The 18,159-nt window shown below is 64.9% G+C and carries 11 protein-coding genes, 1 other RNA gene and 2 pseudogenes; 12 read left to right on the top strand and 2 right to left on the bottom strand.

What is annotated here, in order from left to right:
* Positions 1-273 precede the first annotated feature (273 nt).
* From rpsF to XAXN_RS03300, 6 genes are all read left to right on the top strand, one after another.
* Positions 274-705, top strand: a complete 432-nt coding sequence (gene rpsF / locus XAXN_RS03325; protein WP_054318489.1) for a 30S ribosomal protein S6 — start codon at positions 274-276, stop codon at positions 703-705.
* Positions 706-716: 11 nt separating this feature from the next.
* The gene (rpsR, locus tag XAXN_RS03320; RefSeq protein WP_002804494.1) at positions 717-947 is read left to right on the top strand and encodes a 30S ribosomal protein S18; all 231 of its coding nucleotides are present in this window, start codon (positions 717-719) and stop codon (positions 945-947) included.
* A gap of 287 nt (positions 948-1,234) precedes the next feature.
* Entirely contained in the window at positions 1,235-1,684 is a 450-nt protein-coding gene (rplI, locus tag XAXN_RS03315; protein WP_054318488.1) for a 50S ribosomal protein L9, read from the top strand.
* A 209-nt stretch (positions 1,685-1,893) separates the two neighbouring features.
* Complete coding sequence (gene smc / locus XAXN_RS03310) at positions 1,894-5,397, top strand: chromosome segregation protein SMC (protein WP_054318487.1); 3,504 nt, start codon at positions 1,894-1,896, stop codon at positions 5,395-5,397.
* Between the two features lie 56 nt (positions 5,398-5,453).
* Positions 5,454-6,185 carry a cell division protein ZipA gene (gene zipA, locus XAXN_RS03305; protein ID WP_054318486.1) on the top strand — a complete coding sequence of 244 codons (732 nt, stop codon included), beginning with the start codon at positions 5,454-5,456 and terminating at the stop codon, positions 6,183-6,185.
* 6 nt (positions 6,186-6,191) lie between these two features.
* A complete protein-coding gene (locus XAXN_RS03300; protein WP_054318485.1) occupies positions 6,192-6,575 on the top strand; it encodes a hypothetical protein in 384 nt (127 codons plus the stop codon).
* A 189-nt stretch (positions 6,576-6,764) separates the two neighbouring features.
* Here XAXN_RS03300 and XAXN_RS03290 read toward each other — a convergent pair.
* Positions 6,765-7,893, bottom strand: a pseudogene (locus tag XAXN_RS03290) (pyridoxal phosphate-dependent aminotransferase).
* Between the two features lie 334 nt (positions 7,894-8,227).
* Between XAXN_RS03290 and ligA the strand changes: the two are divergent.
* The 3 genes from ligA to XAXN_RS03275 all read left to right on the top strand — a co-directional run bounded on the left by ligA (position 8,228) and on the right by XAXN_RS03275 (position 12,483).
* On the top strand, positions 8,228-10,729 hold the full coding sequence (ligA, locus tag XAXN_RS03285; protein WP_054318482.1) for an NAD-dependent DNA ligase LigA: 2,502 nt from the start codon (positions 8,228-8,230) through the stop codon (positions 10,727-10,729).
* Positions 10,726-11,688 carry an EF-P lysine aminoacylase EpmA gene (epmA, locus tag XAXN_RS03280; RefSeq protein ID WP_054318481.1) on the top strand — a complete coding sequence of 321 codons (963 nt, stop codon included), beginning with the start codon at positions 10,726-10,728 and terminating at the stop codon, positions 11,686-11,688. The genes ligA and epmA overlap by 4 nt, the downstream gene beginning before the upstream one ends.
* 108 nt (positions 11,689-11,796) lie before the next feature.
* Positions 11,797-12,483, top strand: a complete 687-nt coding sequence (locus XAXN_RS03275) for a DUF3011 domain-containing protein (RefSeq protein ID WP_054318480.1) — start codon at positions 11,797-11,799, stop codon at positions 12,481-12,483.
* 4 nt (positions 12,484-12,487) lie between these two features.
* Here XAXN_RS03275 and XAXN_RS20435 read toward each other — a convergent pair.
* Positions 12,488-12,564, bottom strand: a non-coding RNA gene (locus XAXN_RS20435) — sX9 sRNA.
* Between the two features lie 117 nt (positions 12,565-12,681).
* Here XAXN_RS20435 and mtnA point away from each other — a divergent pair.
* From mtnA to XAXN_RS03260, 3 genes and pseudogenes are all read left to right on the top strand, one after another.
* Positions 12,682-13,746, top strand: a complete 1,065-nt coding sequence (gene mtnA, locus XAXN_RS03270; protein WP_054318505.1) for an S-methyl-5-thioribose-1-phosphate isomerase — start codon at positions 12,682-12,684, stop codon at positions 13,744-13,746.
* Between the two features lie 208 nt (positions 13,747-13,954).
* Positions 13,955-16,654 (top strand): DNA gyrase subunit A, encoded by a 2,700-nt coding sequence (gene gyrA / locus XAXN_RS03265; protein WP_054318479.1) that lies wholly within the window; start codon positions 13,955-13,957, stop codon positions 16,652-16,654.
* Between the two features lie 225 nt (positions 16,655-16,879).
* A pseudogene (locus XAXN_RS03260) lies at positions 16,880-17,958 on the top strand (PQQ-binding-like beta-propeller repeat protein); the annotation flags it as partial.
* Positions 17,959-18,159: the final 201 nt, after the last annotated feature.

Here is an 18,159-nt window from a genome sequence, read left to right as displayed (position 1 = left end):
TGCCCCGCAGGGGCAGATGAGGGTTCGTACGAAGCTCGTGTTGCTGAACGAAACCACTGGCTTTGTCCCGGACCTTCACCCCAATCCCTCTCCCGGCGGGAGAGGGACTTTAAACCTGCTTGCGGCCCGGCCGGTTGCAGCTAAGCCCCTGAACTGCCATACTTCCCTGCTTCCTGCCCGATTCCGGGCGGGAACCCTTGCTCCACCGGCCGCGTGCGCGGGCCACCGGGGAGCTGTCCGGCCCACGTGGCCACATCCGAAAGGTAAAACAACATGAGTCGTCATTACGAAGTCGTGTTCCTGGTCCATCCGGGCCAGAGCGAGCAGGTCCCGGCCATGATCGAGCGCTACAAGTCGCTGATCGAGGGCGGTAACGGCACCATCCACCGTCTGGAAGACTGGGGTCGTCGTCAGCTGGCCTACCCGATCCAGAACCTGGTGAAGGCGCATTACGTGCTGCTCAATATCGAAGTCGACCAGGCCGTGCTGAGCGAGCTGGTGGAAAGCTTCCGCTTCAACGATGCGGTGCTGCGTCACCTGGTCGTCAAGCGCGATGGCGCCGACACCGAGCAGTCGCTGATCATGAAGAGCAAGGACGAGAAGGGCGACAAGCCCGAGCGTAGCGAGCGTCGTCGTCGTGACGACGAAGAGGGCGAAGCGCCCGCCGCCAACGATAACGACGGCGACAACGCCGAAGCCGCTTAAGGAGCGCTGTCATGTCCAAGTTCTTCCGTCGTCGCAAGTTCTGCAAATTCACCGCCGAGGGCGTCAAAGAGATCGACTACAAGGATCTCAATACCCTGCGCCAGTACCTTACCGAGAACGGCAAGATCGTGCCGAGCCGCGTGACCGGCACCAAGTCCAAGTACCAGCGTCAGCTGGCCACGGCGGTCAAGCGTGCACGTTTCCTGGCGCTGATCCCGTACACGGACAACCACGACGTCTAAGCAGTTCCGCGCAGGAGTCCGTATTTTATGCGGCTCCTCGCGCACGACCCGCACGGATTTGTGTGGGTCACAGACAAGACCAGCAGTTGTATGTGGGTCCCTGACAAGAGGCCATGCATCCATGTGCGGGTTATTAAATTGATAGAGGCTGGTCGTTCGAGTGTGCGGTGTCAGTCGGGGCTTTTACGATTCCCGATTTCCCAATCCCGATTCCCGGCTTTTCCTATTCGGACAGCACCCGTTGCGCTCGCCACATGCCGGCGCTAACGAATATACGGAGTACCACCATGGATCTGATTCTTCTGCAGAAAGTGACCAACCTGGGCAACCTGGGCGACAAGGTCAGCGTCAAGCCGGGCTACGGCCGCAACTTCCTCGTGCCGCAGGGCAAGGCCGTGCCGGCCACCGCTGCGAACGTTGAAGCGTTCGAAACCAAGCGCGCCGAGTACGAAGCCAAGGCCAACAGCATCCTGGCCGAGGCACGGAGCCGCGCCACCAAGTTCGAGGGCGCCAGCGTCACCATCGGCGCGCATGCGTCGACCGAAGGCAAGCTGTACGGCTCGGTTGGCCCGCGCGACATCGCCGCGGCGTTCACCGCCGCCGGCCTGCCGCTGGAAAAGAGCGAAGTGATCCTGGGCGAAGGCGTATTCCGCAATGTCGGCGGATACGACGTTGTGCTGCACCTGCACGCGGATGTGGAAACCACGGTCAAGGTCATCGTCGAATCCGACGCCTGATCCAGGCCGTCTGTGTCACCCGAAGGGCGCCTTGTTAGGCGCCCTTCGTTTTTGGGGCGCCGCCGCCAGCGCCGGCATGCCCGTTATACTCATCCTCCATTGCCGGTTCCACGGCCCGCAGATCTTATGGATCAAGGGCTTGGGCGCTGGCTTCACAGGAAAAGTGCCTGCCGGCTTGGTCCGCGCGGTGCCCGGAATCTCCAGTCCCCATGCGCCTTTCCACGATCAAGCTGTCCGGTTTCAAGTCGTTCGTCGACCCGACCACCTTGCACCTGCCCACCAACATGACCGGCATCGTCGGCCCCAATGGTTGCGGCAAGTCCAACATCATCGATGCGGTGCGCTGGGTGATGGGCGAAAGCTCGGCCAGCCGCCTGCGTGGCGATTCCTTGACCGACGTGATCTTTTCCGGCTCTTCGGCACGCAAGCCGGTGTCGCAGGCGACGGTGGAGCTGATCTTCGACAACTCCGACCACACCATCAGCGGCGAGTTCGCCTCGTTCAACGAGATCTCGGTCAAGCGCCTGGTCAGCCGCGACGGCAATAGCGCCTACTACCTCAATGGCACCAAGTGCCGGCGCCGCGATATCACCGATCTGTTCCTGGGCACCGGCCTTGGCCCGCGCAGCTACTCGATCATCGAGCAGGGCATGATCAGCCAGATCATCGAAGCGCGCCCGGAAGATCTGCGCGTGTATCTGGAAGAAGCCGCCGGCATTTCCAAGTACAAGGAACGCCGCAAGGAAACCGAAACGCGTATTCGGCATACGCGCGAAAACCTCGATCGTCTGAGCGATCTGCGCGAAGAAATCACCAAGCAACTGGCGCATCTGCAGCGCCAGGCGCGGCAGGCCGAGCAGTACCAGGCGTTACAGGAAGAGCGCCGGATCAAGGATGCCGAGTGGAAGGCGCTGGAATACCGTGGCCTGGATGGTCGGTTGCAGGGCCTGCGCGAAAAGTTGAATCAGGAAGAGACGCGTCTGCAGCAATTCATCGCCGAACAGCGCGATGCCGAAGCACGCATCGAAACCGGCCGCGTCCGCCGCGAAGAAGCTGCCGAAGCGGTGGCCAAGGCGCAAGCCGATGTCTACCAGGTCGGTGGCGCGTTGGCGCGGATCGAGCAGCAGATCCAGCACCAACGCGAACTCTCGCATCGTTTGCACAAGGCACGCGATGAGGCGCAGAGCCAGCTGCAGGAATTGACCCAGCACATCAGCGGTGACTCGGCCAAATTGAGCGTGCTGCGCGAAGCGGTGGCTGCTGCCGAACCGCAACTTGAGCAACTGCGCGAAGACCACGAATTCCGCCAGGAGTCGCTACGCGAAGCCGAAGCGCGGCTGGCCGACTGGCAGCAGCGCTGGGAAACCCATAACCGCGACACCGGCGAAGCCTCGCGTGCCGGTGAAGTGGAGCGCACGCGCGTCGATTATCTGGACCGCCAGGCGCTGGAAGCCGACCGCCGCCGCGAAGCACTGGTCAACGAGCGCGCCGGGCTGGACCTGGAGGCGTTGGCCAAGGTGTACGAGCAGATCGAACTGCGCCATGAAATCCAGAAAACCTCGCTGGACGGCTTGACCGAGCAGGTCGAGGCGCGCAAGCACGCACTTGCCGGGCTGCAGGAACAGCAACGCGCCAGCCAGGGCGAGCTGGCCGAAGTGCGCAAGCAGGCGCAGGCTGCGCGTGGCCGGCTGTCGTCGCTGGAAACCTTGCAGCAGGCCGCGCTCGGCCAGGAGCAGGGCGCCGCAGTGGCGTGGCTGAAGTCGCGCGGACTGGATTCGGCCGCGCGCGTGGGCGAGCGCATCAGCGTCGAGAGTGGCTGGGAAAACGCGGTCGAAGGCGCCTTGGGGCAGATGATCGAAGGCGTGCTGGTGGATGCGCCGGAACAATTGGTCGATGCGCTGGGCGAGTTGGGCGATGGCCGCATCGCGTTGGTGTCCAGTGCGACTGACGATGCGAGCTTCGCGCCGACCTCGCTGGCTGCCAGGGTGCAGGGGCCGATCGCGATCCGTCGGTTGCTTGCGCGTCTGCACACCGCCGAGGACCTGGACGCTGCGCGCACGCTGCAACGCAGCCTGCCCGAAGGCGATTCGGTGATCACCCGTAACGGCGAGCGGCTGGGCGAGGGTTGGGTGCGCGTCTCGCGCTCGGGCGCGGCCAAGCAAGGCGCGTTGCTGCGAGAGCGCGAGATTCAAGCGCTACGTACGCAGATCGAAACCTTGCAGGAGCGCGAAGCCGAGCTTGAGCACCAGCTCTCCAGCTTCCGCGAACAACTGCTGGCGGCAGAGCAGCAGCGTGAAGACGCGCAGCGTCAGCTGTACATGGCGCACCGCAGCGTTTCCGAACTGGCTGGGCAATTGCAGAGTCAGCAGGGCAAGGTCGATGCGGCGCGCACGCGCATCGAGCGCATCGAAACCGAGCTGGCGCAACTGCTGGAAACGCTCGATACCAGCCGCGAGCAGGCACGCGAGGCGCGCGCCAAACTCGAAGACGCGGCCACCTTGATGGGCGATCTGCAGGGCACGCGCGAAGCGCTGGAAAGCGAGCGCCGTCAACTCACCGATGCACGCGATCAGGCGCGCGATGCCGCGCGCGGCGTGCGCGATGCAATGCATGCATTGGCGCTGACGCTGGAGTCGCAACGCACCCAGATCGCATCGCTGAGCCAGACCCTGGAACGCATGGACAGCCAGCGCGGGCAGCTCGATACGCGCCTGGAAGATCTGGTCGCCCAACTGAGCGAAGGCGATTCGCCGGTGGAAACACTGGAACACGAACATCAGGCCGCGTTGAGCGAGCGCGTACGCACCGAGCGCGCGCTGGGCGAAGCGCGCACCCTGCTCGACAGCATCGACAGCGAACTGCGCAGCTTCGAACAGACCCGCCAGCAGCGCGACGAACAGGCACTGGCGCAGCGTGAGCGCATTTCGCAACGCAAGCTCGATCAACAGGCGCTGGTGCTCAACGCCGAGCAACTGGAAGCGGCGGTGGTCAAGGCCGGCTTCGTTCTGGAAGACGTCGTCAACGGGTTGCCCGAGTCGGCCAACGTGGCCGAATGGGAAGCGGCCGTTGGCCAGATCGATGCGCGCATGCGTCGCCTGGAGCCGGTGAACCTGGCCGCCATCCAGGAATACGGCGAGGCCGCGCAGCGCTCGGAATACCTGGACGCGCAGAACCTGGATCTCAACACCGCGCTGGAAACGCTGGAAGACGCCATCCGCAAGATCGACCGCGAAACCCGCGGCCGTTTCAAGGACACCTTCGACCGCGTCAACTCCGGCGTGCAGGCGCTGTATCCGCGCCTGTTCGGCGGCGGCCATGCGTATCTGGAACTCACCGGCGAGGACCTGCTCGATACCGGCGTGACCATCATGGCGCGCCCGCCCGGCAAGCGCGTGTCGAGCATTTCGCTGCTGTCCGGTGGCGAGAAGGCGATGACCGCGGTGGCGCTGGTATTTGCGATCTTCCAGCTCAATCCGGCGCCGTTCTGTCTGCTCGACGAGGTGGACGCGCCGCTGGACGAAGCCAACGTCGGCCGCCTGGCCAACATGGTGCGCGAGATGAGCGAGAAGGTGCAGTTCCTGTTCGTCAGCCATAACAAGGCCACCATGGAAGCCGCGCGCCAGCTCTCCGGCGTGACCATGCGCGAGCCGGGCGTCAGCCGCCTGGTCAGCGTGGACCTGGAAGAGGCCGCCCGTTTGGCGGGTGCGGCATGACGTGCCATGCTTGTTGGAATATCGACACCTGTCACTCTTATGCGGAGGCACGCTGAATGTCCGACATGGCCATGATCCGGATCGGGATCCTGATCGCTGGACTGCTGCTGGTCGCGGCCATCTTCCTGTTTGGTCGCCCGAAGAAGACGCCGCAAGGGCGCCGGGTCGACAAGGACGAGGGCCAGCCGCGCGAACGGCGCGAACCGGTGATTTCCAGCGAGTTCGGTGCGGATGATGAAACTGCGCAACGCGCAGAAGGCGTCGAGCAGAGCGAGCTCAACCTGGACGATCAGGATGCCGCTGGCGGCAGCGAGGTGGGCAAGCGCCCGAACCAGGATTTCGACAAGATCGTGTCGTTGTTCGTGGCCGCCAAGGCGGGCCAGGTGCTGCGCGGCGAGGATGTGGTGGTGGCCGCCGAGAAGACCGGGCTGGTGTTCGGGCACATGAACGTGTTCCACCGCCTGGTGGAAGGGCATCCGGAGCGCGGGCCGATCTTCAGCATGGCCAGCATCCTCAAGCCCGGCAGTTTCGACATGGCCAACATCCGCGAGATGCAGACGCCGGCGATTGCGTTCTTCCTCACGCTGCCGGCGCCGATGACCGCCTTGGATGCCTGGGAAAAAATGCTGCCCACCGTGCAGCGCATGGCTGAACTACTCGACGGCGTGGTATTGGACGACAGCCGCAATGCACTGGGCCGCCAGCGTGTTGCGCATATCCGCGACGAGCTCCGCGCCTATGATCGCCAGCACCAGGCACCACCGCTGACCAAATCGCCGCGCTGGTGAGTTGACATGTTGAGCCTGCAGGGCGTGTTGGCGGTGGCGTTGCTGCTGGTGCTGTGGGCGATCCTGGCAATGCCGTTGTTATGGATCTTCACCAGGATCGCCGCGCGCCTGCGCAGACGCCGACGACATTCGCCCTGGCTGGTCGTGGGCCTCGCTGCCGCGATCACGCTGCTGGTCGCGCCGGTGCCAACGCCTTTCGTCAGCGTGTTCATGCCGCACGCCATCGCACTGCTGGATCGCCGCTATTGCCTGCACATCCTGCAAGGCCCGCCGATGCTGCACGAGCTGCTGCTGTGGAACGCCGGCTCGATGGCGCTGACCTTCGTCATCCGCTATCTCTGGATCCGCCGCACGCTACGCGTACCGGAGCCTGAGGCGTTCGATCAGTAGAAATCCAGAGCCCCCTCTCCCACGGGAAAGGGGGTGAGGGTACGGGACAAACTACCCATGCAGTCGAACAAGGCGAGCTTCACTCGCACCCTCAGCCACCCCTTGCGGGTCACCTTTTCCCCCATAAAAGGTGGGTAATGTCACGATGTGAGAAGGGGGCGCGTTTGGCCTGATCGAACGTTTCGCGAATTAGCGCTTGGCTTTTCCGAACGCTTCGCGGAAGCGCAGCATTTCCGCTTCGGTCCCTACGCTGACGCGCACGCGCTTGGGCCAGATCGGCCAGCTACGGCCAACGATGACACCCTGTTTCTGCATCGAATCGGCGAACACGCTCGCATCGCGTTTGACGTCCAGCAGGAAGCAGTTGGCTTGCGAGGGCAGGCAAGGTGTAGCCCTTTCTCTTGAGCCAGGCGATGGTTTCGTCGTGCACGCGGGCATTCTCGGCGCGGCGGGTCTGCACCAGCAGCGGGTCGCGCAGGCTGGCGATACCGGCGGCCATTGCCGGAACCGACAACGGGTTGCTGCCGAAGGCGGCAAGTTTGGTCTGCAGGCCTGGCGAGGCCAGGGCGGCGCCCAGGCGCAGGCCGGCCATGCCGTAGAGCTTGGAGAAGCTGCGCAGTACGATCAGATCCTGGCGCTGACGCACCAGATCGGCCACCGAGGGCTCGTTGCTGTAGTGGATGTACGCCTCGTCGACCATCAGCACGGCGCTGGCCGGCTTGTTGGCCAGCAACCATTCGATGTCGGCGCGCGGGGTGATGGCGCCGGTGGCGTTGCCGGGGTTGCACAGATACAGCATGCCGGCAGTCGGGTCGGCCTTGGCCATCATCGCCTTGACGTCGTGCGCGCCATCGGCATGCAGCGGCACCTTGCGCACGGCCACGCCGCGGGCAGTGGCGCTTTCGATCAGCGGGTCGAAGCTCGGGTCGGCCACCACCAGCCCTGCACGCGCGGACGTGAACAGGCTGCCGGCCCGGTTCAGCGCATCCCGCGAGCCGGGGAACAACGACAGATGATCGTTGGGCAGCTGCAGTTCGCCGGTCATCAGGTTGCACAGATCCTGCTCCATCTCGACCAGGTAGCGGCCCGCGCGTGCCAGCGAACGCGTGGCAGCGTCCAGTGCGGCCGGGGAGGGCCCGAGCGGATGCTCGTTGAGGTTGAGGTAGACCGTGCCGGCCGCCGCGGCCACGCCCGGTGTTGCCGGCGCCGCAGCGCGCTTGCGGGCCGCATCGGCCGCGGGTGCCAGCCCCAGTGCGGACACCGCCACGCCGGTGGTGGCGATGCTGAGAAACGAACGGCGCGAGACGGGCAACGACACGGGCGAACTCCATAGGCGGGGCGCAAAGAGGCCGCCACGCTAGCCGGTTTGTGTCTGTCTGCCTATCGGGGAATTGCCAGAAGACTGGTTCGACGCGTGCTTGCAGGCGTTGGACGGCAAAGACAGGTGGCATGACGGGAGCTGGGTGCGACGACCAGGTTCCTGCCGCGCTCGCTGTCCAGCCCGAACGCCGATGGGTGCCGGTGCGCCTGGTTCGCATCGATGCAAACAGCTTCCTCCATCGCTCAATCGTCGCGACCGATGCCCGCGCCACTGACCTTGGCGCCAGCATGGCCCGTTAGAATGGGCGGCCCAGAGCCAGCCCTGCGATCGTATGACTGTCAGCCCGGATCCCGCTCAGCGCATCGATGCCCTGCGCCGTCGCATCGAAGACGCCAACTACCGGTATCACGTGCTCGACGAGCCGCAGATGGCCGATGCCGATTACGACAAGCTGATGAGCGAGCTGGAAGCCTTGGAGCGCGCGCATCCGGAATTGGCCAGCGCCGATTCGCCAACCCAACGCGTCGGCCATCTGGCCGCCTCGCGGTTTGCCGAAGTGCGGCATGCCTTGCCGATGCTGTCGTTGGGCAACGCCTTCAGCGATGAGGAAGTGACCGAATTCGTGCGGCGCATCAGCGAGCGGCTTGAGGTCAAGCAACCGCTGTTTTCGGCCGAACCCAAACTCGATGGCCTGGCGATCAGCCTGCGCTACGAGAATGGCGAGTTCGTGCAGGGCGCCACGCGCGGCGATGGCGCCACCGGCGAGGATGTCAGCGCCAACCTGCGCACCGTCAAGGCGATTCCATTGCGGCTGCGCGGCGAAGGCTGGCCGCAGGTGTTGGAAGTGCGCGGCGAGGTCTACATGCCGCGCGCTGCGTTCGAAGCCTACAACGCGCAGATGCGTGCGCAGGGCGGCAAGATGCTGGCCAACCCGCGCAATGGCGCGGCGGGCTCGCTGCGGCAGCTGGATGCACGCATCACTGCGCAGCGCCCGCTGAGCTTCTTTGCCTACGGCGTCGGCGAAGTGCGCAAAGGCGCGCTGCCGCAGACCCATTCGGCGATCCTGGCGCAGTTGCGCGCGTGGGGCTTTGCGGTCAGTGCGCTGGTGGAGGTGGTGCAGGGCAGCGACGGATTGCTGGCGTATTACCAGCGCATCGGTGAGGCGCGCGACGAGCTGGCGTTCGATATCGATGGCGTGGTGTACAAGCTCGACGATCTGGCCGGGCAGCGCGAAATGGGCTTCGTCTCGCGCGCGCCGCGTTGGGCGATCGCGCATAAGTTCCCGGCGCAGGAACAGTCCACCACAGTCGAAGCCATCGAGATCCAGATCGGCCGCACCGGTGCGGCCACGCCGGTGGCGCGCTTGAAGCCGGTGCATGTGGCCGGGGTGATCGTCACCAATGCCACGCTGCACAACGCCGACCAGATCGCGCGGCTGGATGTGCGCGTGGGCGATACGGTGATCGTGCGCCGCGCCGGTGATGTCATTCCTGAAGTGGCCGCTGTGGTGGCCGATCAGCGCCCGTCCGGTACCCAGGTCTGGCAGATGCCGACGCAGTGCCCGGTGTGCGGTTCGGAGATCGTGCGCGAAGAAGGCCAGGCGGTCTGGCGCTGTTCCGGCGAATTGACCTGCCCGGCGCAGCGCAAGGAAGCCTTCCGGCATTTCGTCTCGCGGCGCGCGATGGATGTGGATGGCCTGGGCGAAAAATTCATCGAAGTGCTGGTCGACAGCGGCCTGGTGAAAGGCGTGGCCGACCTGTATCTGCTGAGCGTGGATCAGCTGCTGCAATTGCGCATGATCAGCACCGCCGACAGCCCGCATGGCTTCCTGCGCGAGGCGCGCGAGCATCTGGCCAGCGGTGCATATGCGCAGCTGGAAGCCAGCGTGGTTGGCATTGGCGTGGATCTGGCCGGCGAGCGCGAGGTGCCGCAGACCTGGCAGGCCGATCTGCTGCGTGCAGGCTTGCCGAGCTTCGACTGGAACCGCAAGAAAATCGCCACCAAGTGGGCGGAGAATCTGATCGAGGCCATCGAAACATCGCGCGACACCACGCTGGAGCGTTTCCTGTTTGCGCTGGGTATCGAGCACGTGGGCGAAAGCACGGCCAAGGCCTTGTCGGCCTGGTTCGGCGATCTGGAATTGATCCGCCATTTGCCGTGGCCGCTGTTCAAGCGCGTGCCGGATATCGGCGGCGAAGTGGCGCGCTCGCTTGGGCACTTCTTCGATCAGGCCGGCAATCAGCACGCCATCGATGACCTGCTGCAGCGTGGCGTGCGCATCGGCGATACGCATCCACCTTCGCCCAAGCTGCGCGAGGCGCTGAGTTTTGCCAGCGTGCTGGAAGACATGGACATTCCCAAGGTGACGCCGGTGCGCGCGCAGCAGCTTGCCGCTGCGGTGAATTCGTTCGCTGCGTTGCGCACGGCCGGCGCCGATGCCTTGCAGCAGGGCGGCGTTCCCGCGCCCGTGGTGGCTGCGTTGCTGCAATGGCTGGATCGCCCCGAAAACGCAGCGCTCGCGAGTGCGGCGCAGCAGGCGATGGAAACAGTGCTGGCGCGTCTGCCGGAAGCCGATGCACTGCAGACCGGCCCGCTCGATGGGCAGACCGTGGTCATCACCGGGACACTGGCTGCGCTGACGCGCGACGCGGCCAAGCAGCGGCTGGAAGCACTGGGCGCCAAGGTCGCCGGTAGCGTCTCCAAGAAGACCGAGTTCCTGGTAGCCGGCGAAGAAGCTGGTTCCAAGCTCGACAAGGCGCAATCGCTGGGCGTGGAGATCTGGGACGAAGCCCGTCTGCTGGCCTTCCTGGGCGACCACGGCCAACAGCCATGACCACGGCGCAGCTCGATCTGGCCGCGCTGCAGTTGCGGGCGCGGCTCAACGCCACGATCCGCGAGTTTTTCGCCGAACGCGGCGTGCTGGAAGTGGAAACGCCCGTGCTTTCGGAGGCCGGCAATACCGAACCGAATATCGAAAGTTTCAGTACGCGCTTCACCGGCCATGTCGATGCCGGCGCGGCGCTGCGCTGGTTGCGCACCTCGCCGGAATATCCGCTCAAACGCCTGCTTGCAGCCGGCGTGGGCGATTGCTACGAACTGGGGCGGGTGTTTCGAAATGGCGAAGCCGGTGGCCGTCACAACCCCGAGTTCAGCATGCTCGAATGGTATCGGGTGGGCTGGAACGACCGCAGTCTTGCGCAGGAGACCATCGAACTGCTGCGTCGCGCGCTGGGGCTGGTCGGGCGCCAGGCCAGGGTGCAGGTGCTCACATATCGCGCGCTCTTCGTGCAGACGTTGGGCATCGACCCGTTGTGCGACCCGACCGAAACGCTACGCGCCGCCTTGCATGGCGTGGCCATCGACCCTGAGGGTCTGACCCGCGACGATTGGCTGGACCTGCTGATGACTCATCGCATCCAGCCGGGCTTTGCCAGCAACACCCTGACGGTGGTGCACGATTGGCCGGCCAGTCAATGTGCGTTGGCGCGGATCCGCCACGATGACCCGCCGGTGGCCGAGCGCTTCGAGCTGTATCTGGGCAGTTTCGAGGTGGCCAATGGCTATCACGAACTGAACGATGCGCAGGAGCAACGTGCGCGCTTTGTGCGCGACAACGTCGTGCGTGCGGCACGTGGATTGCCGCAGTTGCCGCTGGACGAGCGCCTGCTGGCGGTGTTGTCGCAGTTGCCCGACTGCGCCGGCGTGGCGGTGGGCGTGGATCGCCTGTTGATGGCCTTGCGCGGTACTGAGCAGATTGCCGACGTGCTGGCGTTCGACTTCGCCCGCGCCTGAGTCATCGCGCTGTCATCGGTGCCGTATTGCTATCTTCACATCGATGATGCTTTCATCTTCACGTGCACGGGGGCGCGACGAAGATCGTTCGGGGTGAGGATTGTCGGCATGAAGTGGCTGGTCAGCTTATGCGGTTTGTGGTGCTTGCCGCTGCTGCTGCTTGCCGATGCGCGCGCGTCCGATCGCGCGGCCGGCGTGGTGCGCTGCGAGTCCAAGGACCTGGCGCGCGTGCACTGTCCGATGGATACCGCCCAAGGCGTGCAACTGGTGCGCCAGCTCTCCGAAACCAGCTGCATTCGCGGTAGCGAATGGGATGTCGAGCGCGATGGCGTGTGGGTCGAGCAAGGCTGCCGCGCCGAATTCGCAGCGGCCCGTGCGCAGACCGCAACCGTGATGCGCCGCGTGGTGCGCTGCGATTCCAATGGCGGCACGGTGGCGTGCCCGGTGGTGCTGCGTGGCGCGCCGGTGCGGCTGCTGCGGCAACGCTCGATGTGGCCGTGCAAGGAAGGGAGCACCTGGGGTGTTCGCCGTAACGAAATCTGGGTCTCGCGTGGATGCGATGGCGAATTCGAGGTGGGCGCGGAAGATGGCTCCGGCTTCGTTGCGGTGCCGCGCATGGTCACCTGCGAATCGAAGAAAAGCGCGCGGCGCACCTGCGGAGTGTCGGTGGAACGCGCGGTGCGCCTGGGCCGGCAGATGTCCAAGACGCCATGCGTGGAAGGCCAGACCTGGGGCTGGAGCCGCGACGGGGTGTGGGTGAACGACGGCTGCCGCGCCGAGTTCATCGTCGACTAAGAGCAGCTAACACGACATCGCGCGCAGTCGTCAGGTGGGTAGGGACGACGCGCAGCAAGCGCAGGTGTCCGAGTGGTGCCTGCCGATTCCGAGCACCGGCCGCGCCTGCCTGCCGGCTATGCAGTGGTTTTGTTCGCCGCGCCAAGGCCGCGCGGTCGTGCAACAGCGCGGGCGCTGCGCGCGCCTTACAATGGACGCATGAACGACAGCGCCCATATCGATTACGCCCGCTACGACCACATCCGGCCACTATTGTGGACCGGCGATGCCCTTGAATTGCTCGACCAACGCAAGCTGCCCTTCGAGGTGGCGCATGTGCATTGCGACACCAGCGACGCGGTGGCCGAGGCGATCCATTCGCTGGCCGTGCGCGGTGCGCCGGCGATCGGCATTGCGGTAGGTTGGGGCGTGGTGCTGGCCGCGCGCGACATCGCTGCCGACGATGGCAGCGCTGCGCTGCAGAAGCTCGAGCCGGCGCTGCTGCGGCTCAACGCGGCGCGTCCGACTGCCGTCAACCTGGCCTGGGCGCTGATGCGCATGCGCCGGGTGCTGGGCGCGGCCGGCGCCGACTGGCGCGAGGTGCTCGCGCGCGAGGCGCAGGCCATTGCCGATGAAGACCTGGCCGCCAACCGCCACATGGGCGCGCTCGGTGCCGCGCTGATCGCCCCAGGCAGTGGCGTGCTCACCCATTGCAATACCGGCTCGCTGGCCACCGCTGGATTCGGCACCGCACTGGGCGTGATCCGCGCCGGCATGGCGCAACAGCGCATCGCCAAGGTATTCGCCGGCGAGACCCGGCCGTGGCTGCAGGGTGCCCGCCTGACCGTGTGGGAGCTGCAGCAGGACGGTATCGATGCCACCCTGATCGCCGATTCGGCCGCCTCGCATCTGATGAAATCCGGGCTGGTGCAGTGGGTGATCGTCGGTGCCGACCGCATCTGCGCCAATGGCGATACCGCCAACAAGATCGGCACCTACCAGCTGGCCATCGCCGCGCGCCACCATGGCGTGAAGTTCATGGTGGTGGCACCGTCGTCCACGGTGGATATGGCAACGGCCAGCGGGGACCAGATCGAGATCGAGCAGCGCGATCCCGGCGAATTGTTCGGCGTGGGCGGGGTCAGGACGGTGGCCGACGGCATCCACGCCTGGAACCCGGTGTTCGACGTCACCCCGGTTGATTTGATCGATGCGATCGTCACCGAACGCGGCGCGATCGAGCAGCCGGACCTGGCGCGGATGCGGGCGGCCTTCGGCAGCTGAGCCCGGGCCCGGCTGCTCCGCTGCCAACGCCGCCCAACTTCCTGCAAGTGCTTGTTTCTGGCTGGTAAAGCGGAGGCGTCGGAATGCCCTGCCGTGGTACAATCCGGCGCTTGAATCGATCGGCGGGAGCGTGGGGTCGGCAGCCTGATGCAAGGGCGCTCCCGACGCGGCTTTCCGGCTCGCCCGCCACCTCACTTACGGAACCCGAATGGCAGAAACCGCCAAGGAAATCATCCAGGTCAACCTGGAAGACGAGATGCGCAAGAGCTATCTCGATTACGCGATGAGCGTGATCGTGGGCCGCGCACTTCCCGATGCCCGTGATGGCCTCAAGCCTGTGCACCGGCGCGTGCTGTACGCGATGCACGAGCTGGGCGCACACAGCAACAAGGCCTACTTCAAGTCGGCGCGTATCGTCGGCGACGTCATCGGTAAATACCATCCGCACGGCGACCAGTCGGTGTACGACACGCTGGTGCGCATGGCGCAGCCGTTCTCGCTGCGCTACATGATGGTGGACGGTCAGGGTAACTTCGGTTCGGTCGACGGCGACTCGGCCGCGGCAATGCGTTACACCGAGTCGCGCATGTCGCGGCTGGCGCATGAGCTGATGGCCGACATCGACAAGGAAACCGTCGACTTCCAGCCCAATTACGACGAAAAGGAACAGGAGCCGACGGTCATGCCGACCCGGTTCCCGAGCCTGCTGGTCAATGGCTCGGCTGGTATCGCGGTGGGCATGGCCACCAATATCCCGCCGCACAACCTGACCGAAGCGATCAATGCCTGCATCGCGTTGATCGACACGCCCGAGCTGGACTTCGAAGGCCTGATGGAATACATCCCGGGCCCGGATTTCCCCACCGCCGGCATCATCAACGGTACCGCCGGCATTGCGGCCGGCTATCGCACCGGCCGGGGCCGCGTGCGCATCCGTGCCAAGGCCGATGTGGAAGTGGCCGACAACGGCCGCGAGGCGATCGTCGTTACCGAGATCCCGTACCAGGTCAACAAGGCGCGGCTGATCGAGAAGATCGCCGAGCTGGTCAAGGAAAAGAAGCTCGAAGGCATCAGCGAGCTGCGCGATGAGTCCGACAAGGACGGCATGCGCATCTACATCGAAGTCAAGCGCGGCGAATCGGCCGAGGTTGTGCTCAACAACCTGTACCAGCAGACCCAGATGGAGGCGGTGTTCGGCATCAACATGGTGGCGCTGATCGACGGCCGCCCGCAGTTGATGAACCTCAAGCAGATGCTGGAGGCGTTCATCCGCCACCGTCGCGAGGTGGTCACCCGTCGCACCATTTTCGAACTGCGCAAGGCGCGCGCGCGCACGCACGTGCTGGAAGGCCTGACCGTTGCGTTGGCCAACATCGATGAAATGATCGAGTTGATCAAGACCTCGGCCAACCCGCAGGAAGCGCGCGAGCGCATGCTGGCCAAGACCTGGCAACCGGGTCTGGTCGGCGCGCTGCTGGGCGCGGCCGGCGCCGAAGCCTCCAAGCCGGAAGATCTGCCGCCGGGCGTGGGCCTGATCCAGGGCTTCTACCAGCTCAGCGAAGTGCAGGCTTCGCAGATTCTGGAAATGCGTCTGCATCGCCTGACCGGCTTGGAACAGGAAAAGCTGACCGACGAGTACAAGCAGTTGCTCGGCGTCATCGAAGGCCTGATCCGCATCCTGGAAAACCCGGACGTGCTGCTGCAGGTGATCCGCGACGAGCTGATCAATATCCGTGAAGAATACGGCGACGAACGCCGCACCGAGATCCGTCACAGCGAAGAAGAACTGGACATCCTGGATCTGATCGCGCCGGAAGACGTGGTGGTGACGCTGTCGCATGCCGGGTATGCCAAGCGCCAGCCGGTGAGTGCGTATCGCGCGCAGCGCCGTGGTGGCCGTGGCCGCTCTGCCGCAGCGACCAAGGAAGAAGATTTCATCGACCAGCTGTGGCTGGTCAACACGCACGACACGCTGCTGACCTTCACCAGCAGCGGCAAGGTGTTCTGGCTGCCCGTGCATCAGTTGCCGGAAGCCGGCTCCAATGCGCGCGGCCGCCCGATCATCAACTGGATTCCGCTGGAATCCGGCGAGCGCGTGCAGGCGGTGCTGCCGGTGCGCGAATACGCCGACAACCGCTATGTGTTCTTTGCCACGCGCAACGGCACGGTCAAGAAGACGCCGCTGAGCGAATTCGCCTTCCGTCTGGCGCGTGGCAAGATCGCTATCAACCTGGACGACGGCGATGCGCTGGTCGGCGTGGCCTTGACCGATGGCGACCGCGACGTGTTGCTGTTCGCTTCCAACGGCAAGACCGTGCGCTTTGGCGAATCCACCGTGCGTTCGATGGGCCGTACCGCCACCGGCGTGCGCGGTATCCGTCTGACCAAGGGAGAGGAAGTGGTCAGCCTGATCGTGGCCGAGCGTGCCGGCGGCGTGGAAGAAGAGATCGAAGGCGAGGAGGTCGATGACGTGGTGGAAGCCGGCGATGGCGGCGAGTCTGCCGTGATCGAGGTCGCCGACGACGGCAACGTGGCCTACATCCTGACGGCCACCGAGAACGGCTACGGCAAGCGCACCCCGCTGACCGAATACCCACGCAAGGGGCGTGGCACCCAGGGCGTGATCGGCATCCAGACCACCGAGCGCAACGGCAAGCTGGTGCGTGCGGTGCTGCTGGGCGCCACCGACGAAGTGCTGTTGATTTCCGATGGCGGCACGCTGGTGCGTACACGTGGTTCGGAGATCTCGCGTGTGGGCCGTAACACGCAGGGCGTTACGCTGATCCGCTTGTCCAAGGGCGAAAAGTTGCAGGCGGTGGAACGCCTGGATGCGTCACTGGATGAAGTGGATGAGGTCGTGGACGAAGCAAGCGCAAGCGTGAGCGACGCGCCGCCAACCGACGCGTGATCGCGTTGCCGCTGCCATGCAGTTGACCAGAACGCCGGTGAAAACCGGCGTTTTCTTATGCGTGACGTTTTTTGGGATGCCACGCTTTATGACGCGCGCTGACATCTGCAACGCAGTGTTTTCATGCGTTCGCCACAAAGAAGGCGGCGCTTTCGTTATCACGGGTCGAAGGTTGTTGGAGGTGCGGCGGCGTTGCGTTGCCGCTGAATCGAAGAGGAACAACTGATGACGATTCTGGATCGTCCTTCCGGTCGCGGCCATTGGGCGCTGGCGACCTTGGGAGGCGTGATTGCATTACTGGGCGCGGTGCTGCTTGCCGGTGGCGTGTGGCTGGCTGCGTTAGGCGGCTCCTGGTATTACGCACCGGCCGGTGCGGCGATGCTCGTTGCCGGCGTGCTGCTGTTTCGTGGCCGCAATGCCGGCGCCTGGTGGTTTGCCGGCGTGGTGGCGGTCTCGTTGCTGTGGACATGGTGGGAATCGGGCAGCGATTACTGGCGCTGGGTGCCGCGTCTGGGCCTGATTGTCGGTCTGGCATTCGTGCTCGCGCTGTTGCTGCCAAAACTGCATCGCCCCGTGTCGCGCAAGGTATCGCGCAGCCTGGCCGGTGCGCTGACGGTGGCATTTGTGGTGGCGTTCGCATTGGCGTTCATGCCGCACGGTGTGACTGAAGCCGATGGCGCGCTGGCGCAGGCGGCAGGTGTGCTCGGTGGCTTGGTTAATCGCAATGCATCCGGCTCGGTTGCGGCGGCCGGCGCGCAGCCGGCGAACGCACCTGCCGACGGCGATTGGGCCGCGTACGGACGCAGCCAGGCCGGCCAGCGCTATTCGCCGCTACAGCAGATCAATCGCGATAACGTCGCGCACTTGCAGCAGGCCTGGCTTTTCCACACCGGCGATCTGCCGAACAAGCGCTGGGGTGCCGGAAACCACGCCGCTGAAGGTGGGCGACAGCCTGTACCTGTGTACTGCACGCAACCAGCTGATTGCACTGAATACCGCCAGCGGCAAGCAGCGCTGGCGCTACGATCCCAAGGTCAAGGACGAGGCGATTCCGTACACGGCAGCATGCCGCGGCGTTTCGTATTACGAAGTGCCGGCGGCTGCCAACTCTGCAGATGCTGAAAACAGCCGCAACGGCATCGCCGCAGCTGTGCCGCACGCGCGTGATCGAAGGCACGCTCGACGGGCGCTTGATTGCGCTGGACGCACGCAGCGGCCTGCAGTGCCCGGATTTCGGCAGCAACGATCGGGTCGATATCACCGTCGGCATGGGCGAGGCGCCGCCGTGCTATGTGTCGATCAATATACAACTCATGGCGGGTCGTGCCATTGGTCAGTGGCTCAGGAACGTTGAAGTATGGAAAAAGCGCACCGCAAGCGGTGCGCTTTTTCTTTCAGCGACCTCGGCACGACAAAGCAGATGCGCCCAGCGCTTGCCTCCGTGATGTATCAGGCCGCACGCTTTCCCAATTCCCAATTCCCAATTCCCAATTCCCAACTCCCAA

Source organism: Xanthomonas axonopodis (genome assembly GCF_001304695.1).
GTDB classification, from domain to species: domain Bacteria; phylum Pseudomonadota; class Gammaproteobacteria; order Xanthomonadales; family Xanthomonadaceae; genus Xanthomonas; species Xanthomonas axonopodis.
This window is presented reverse-complemented; position numbering and strand designations above follow the sequence as displayed.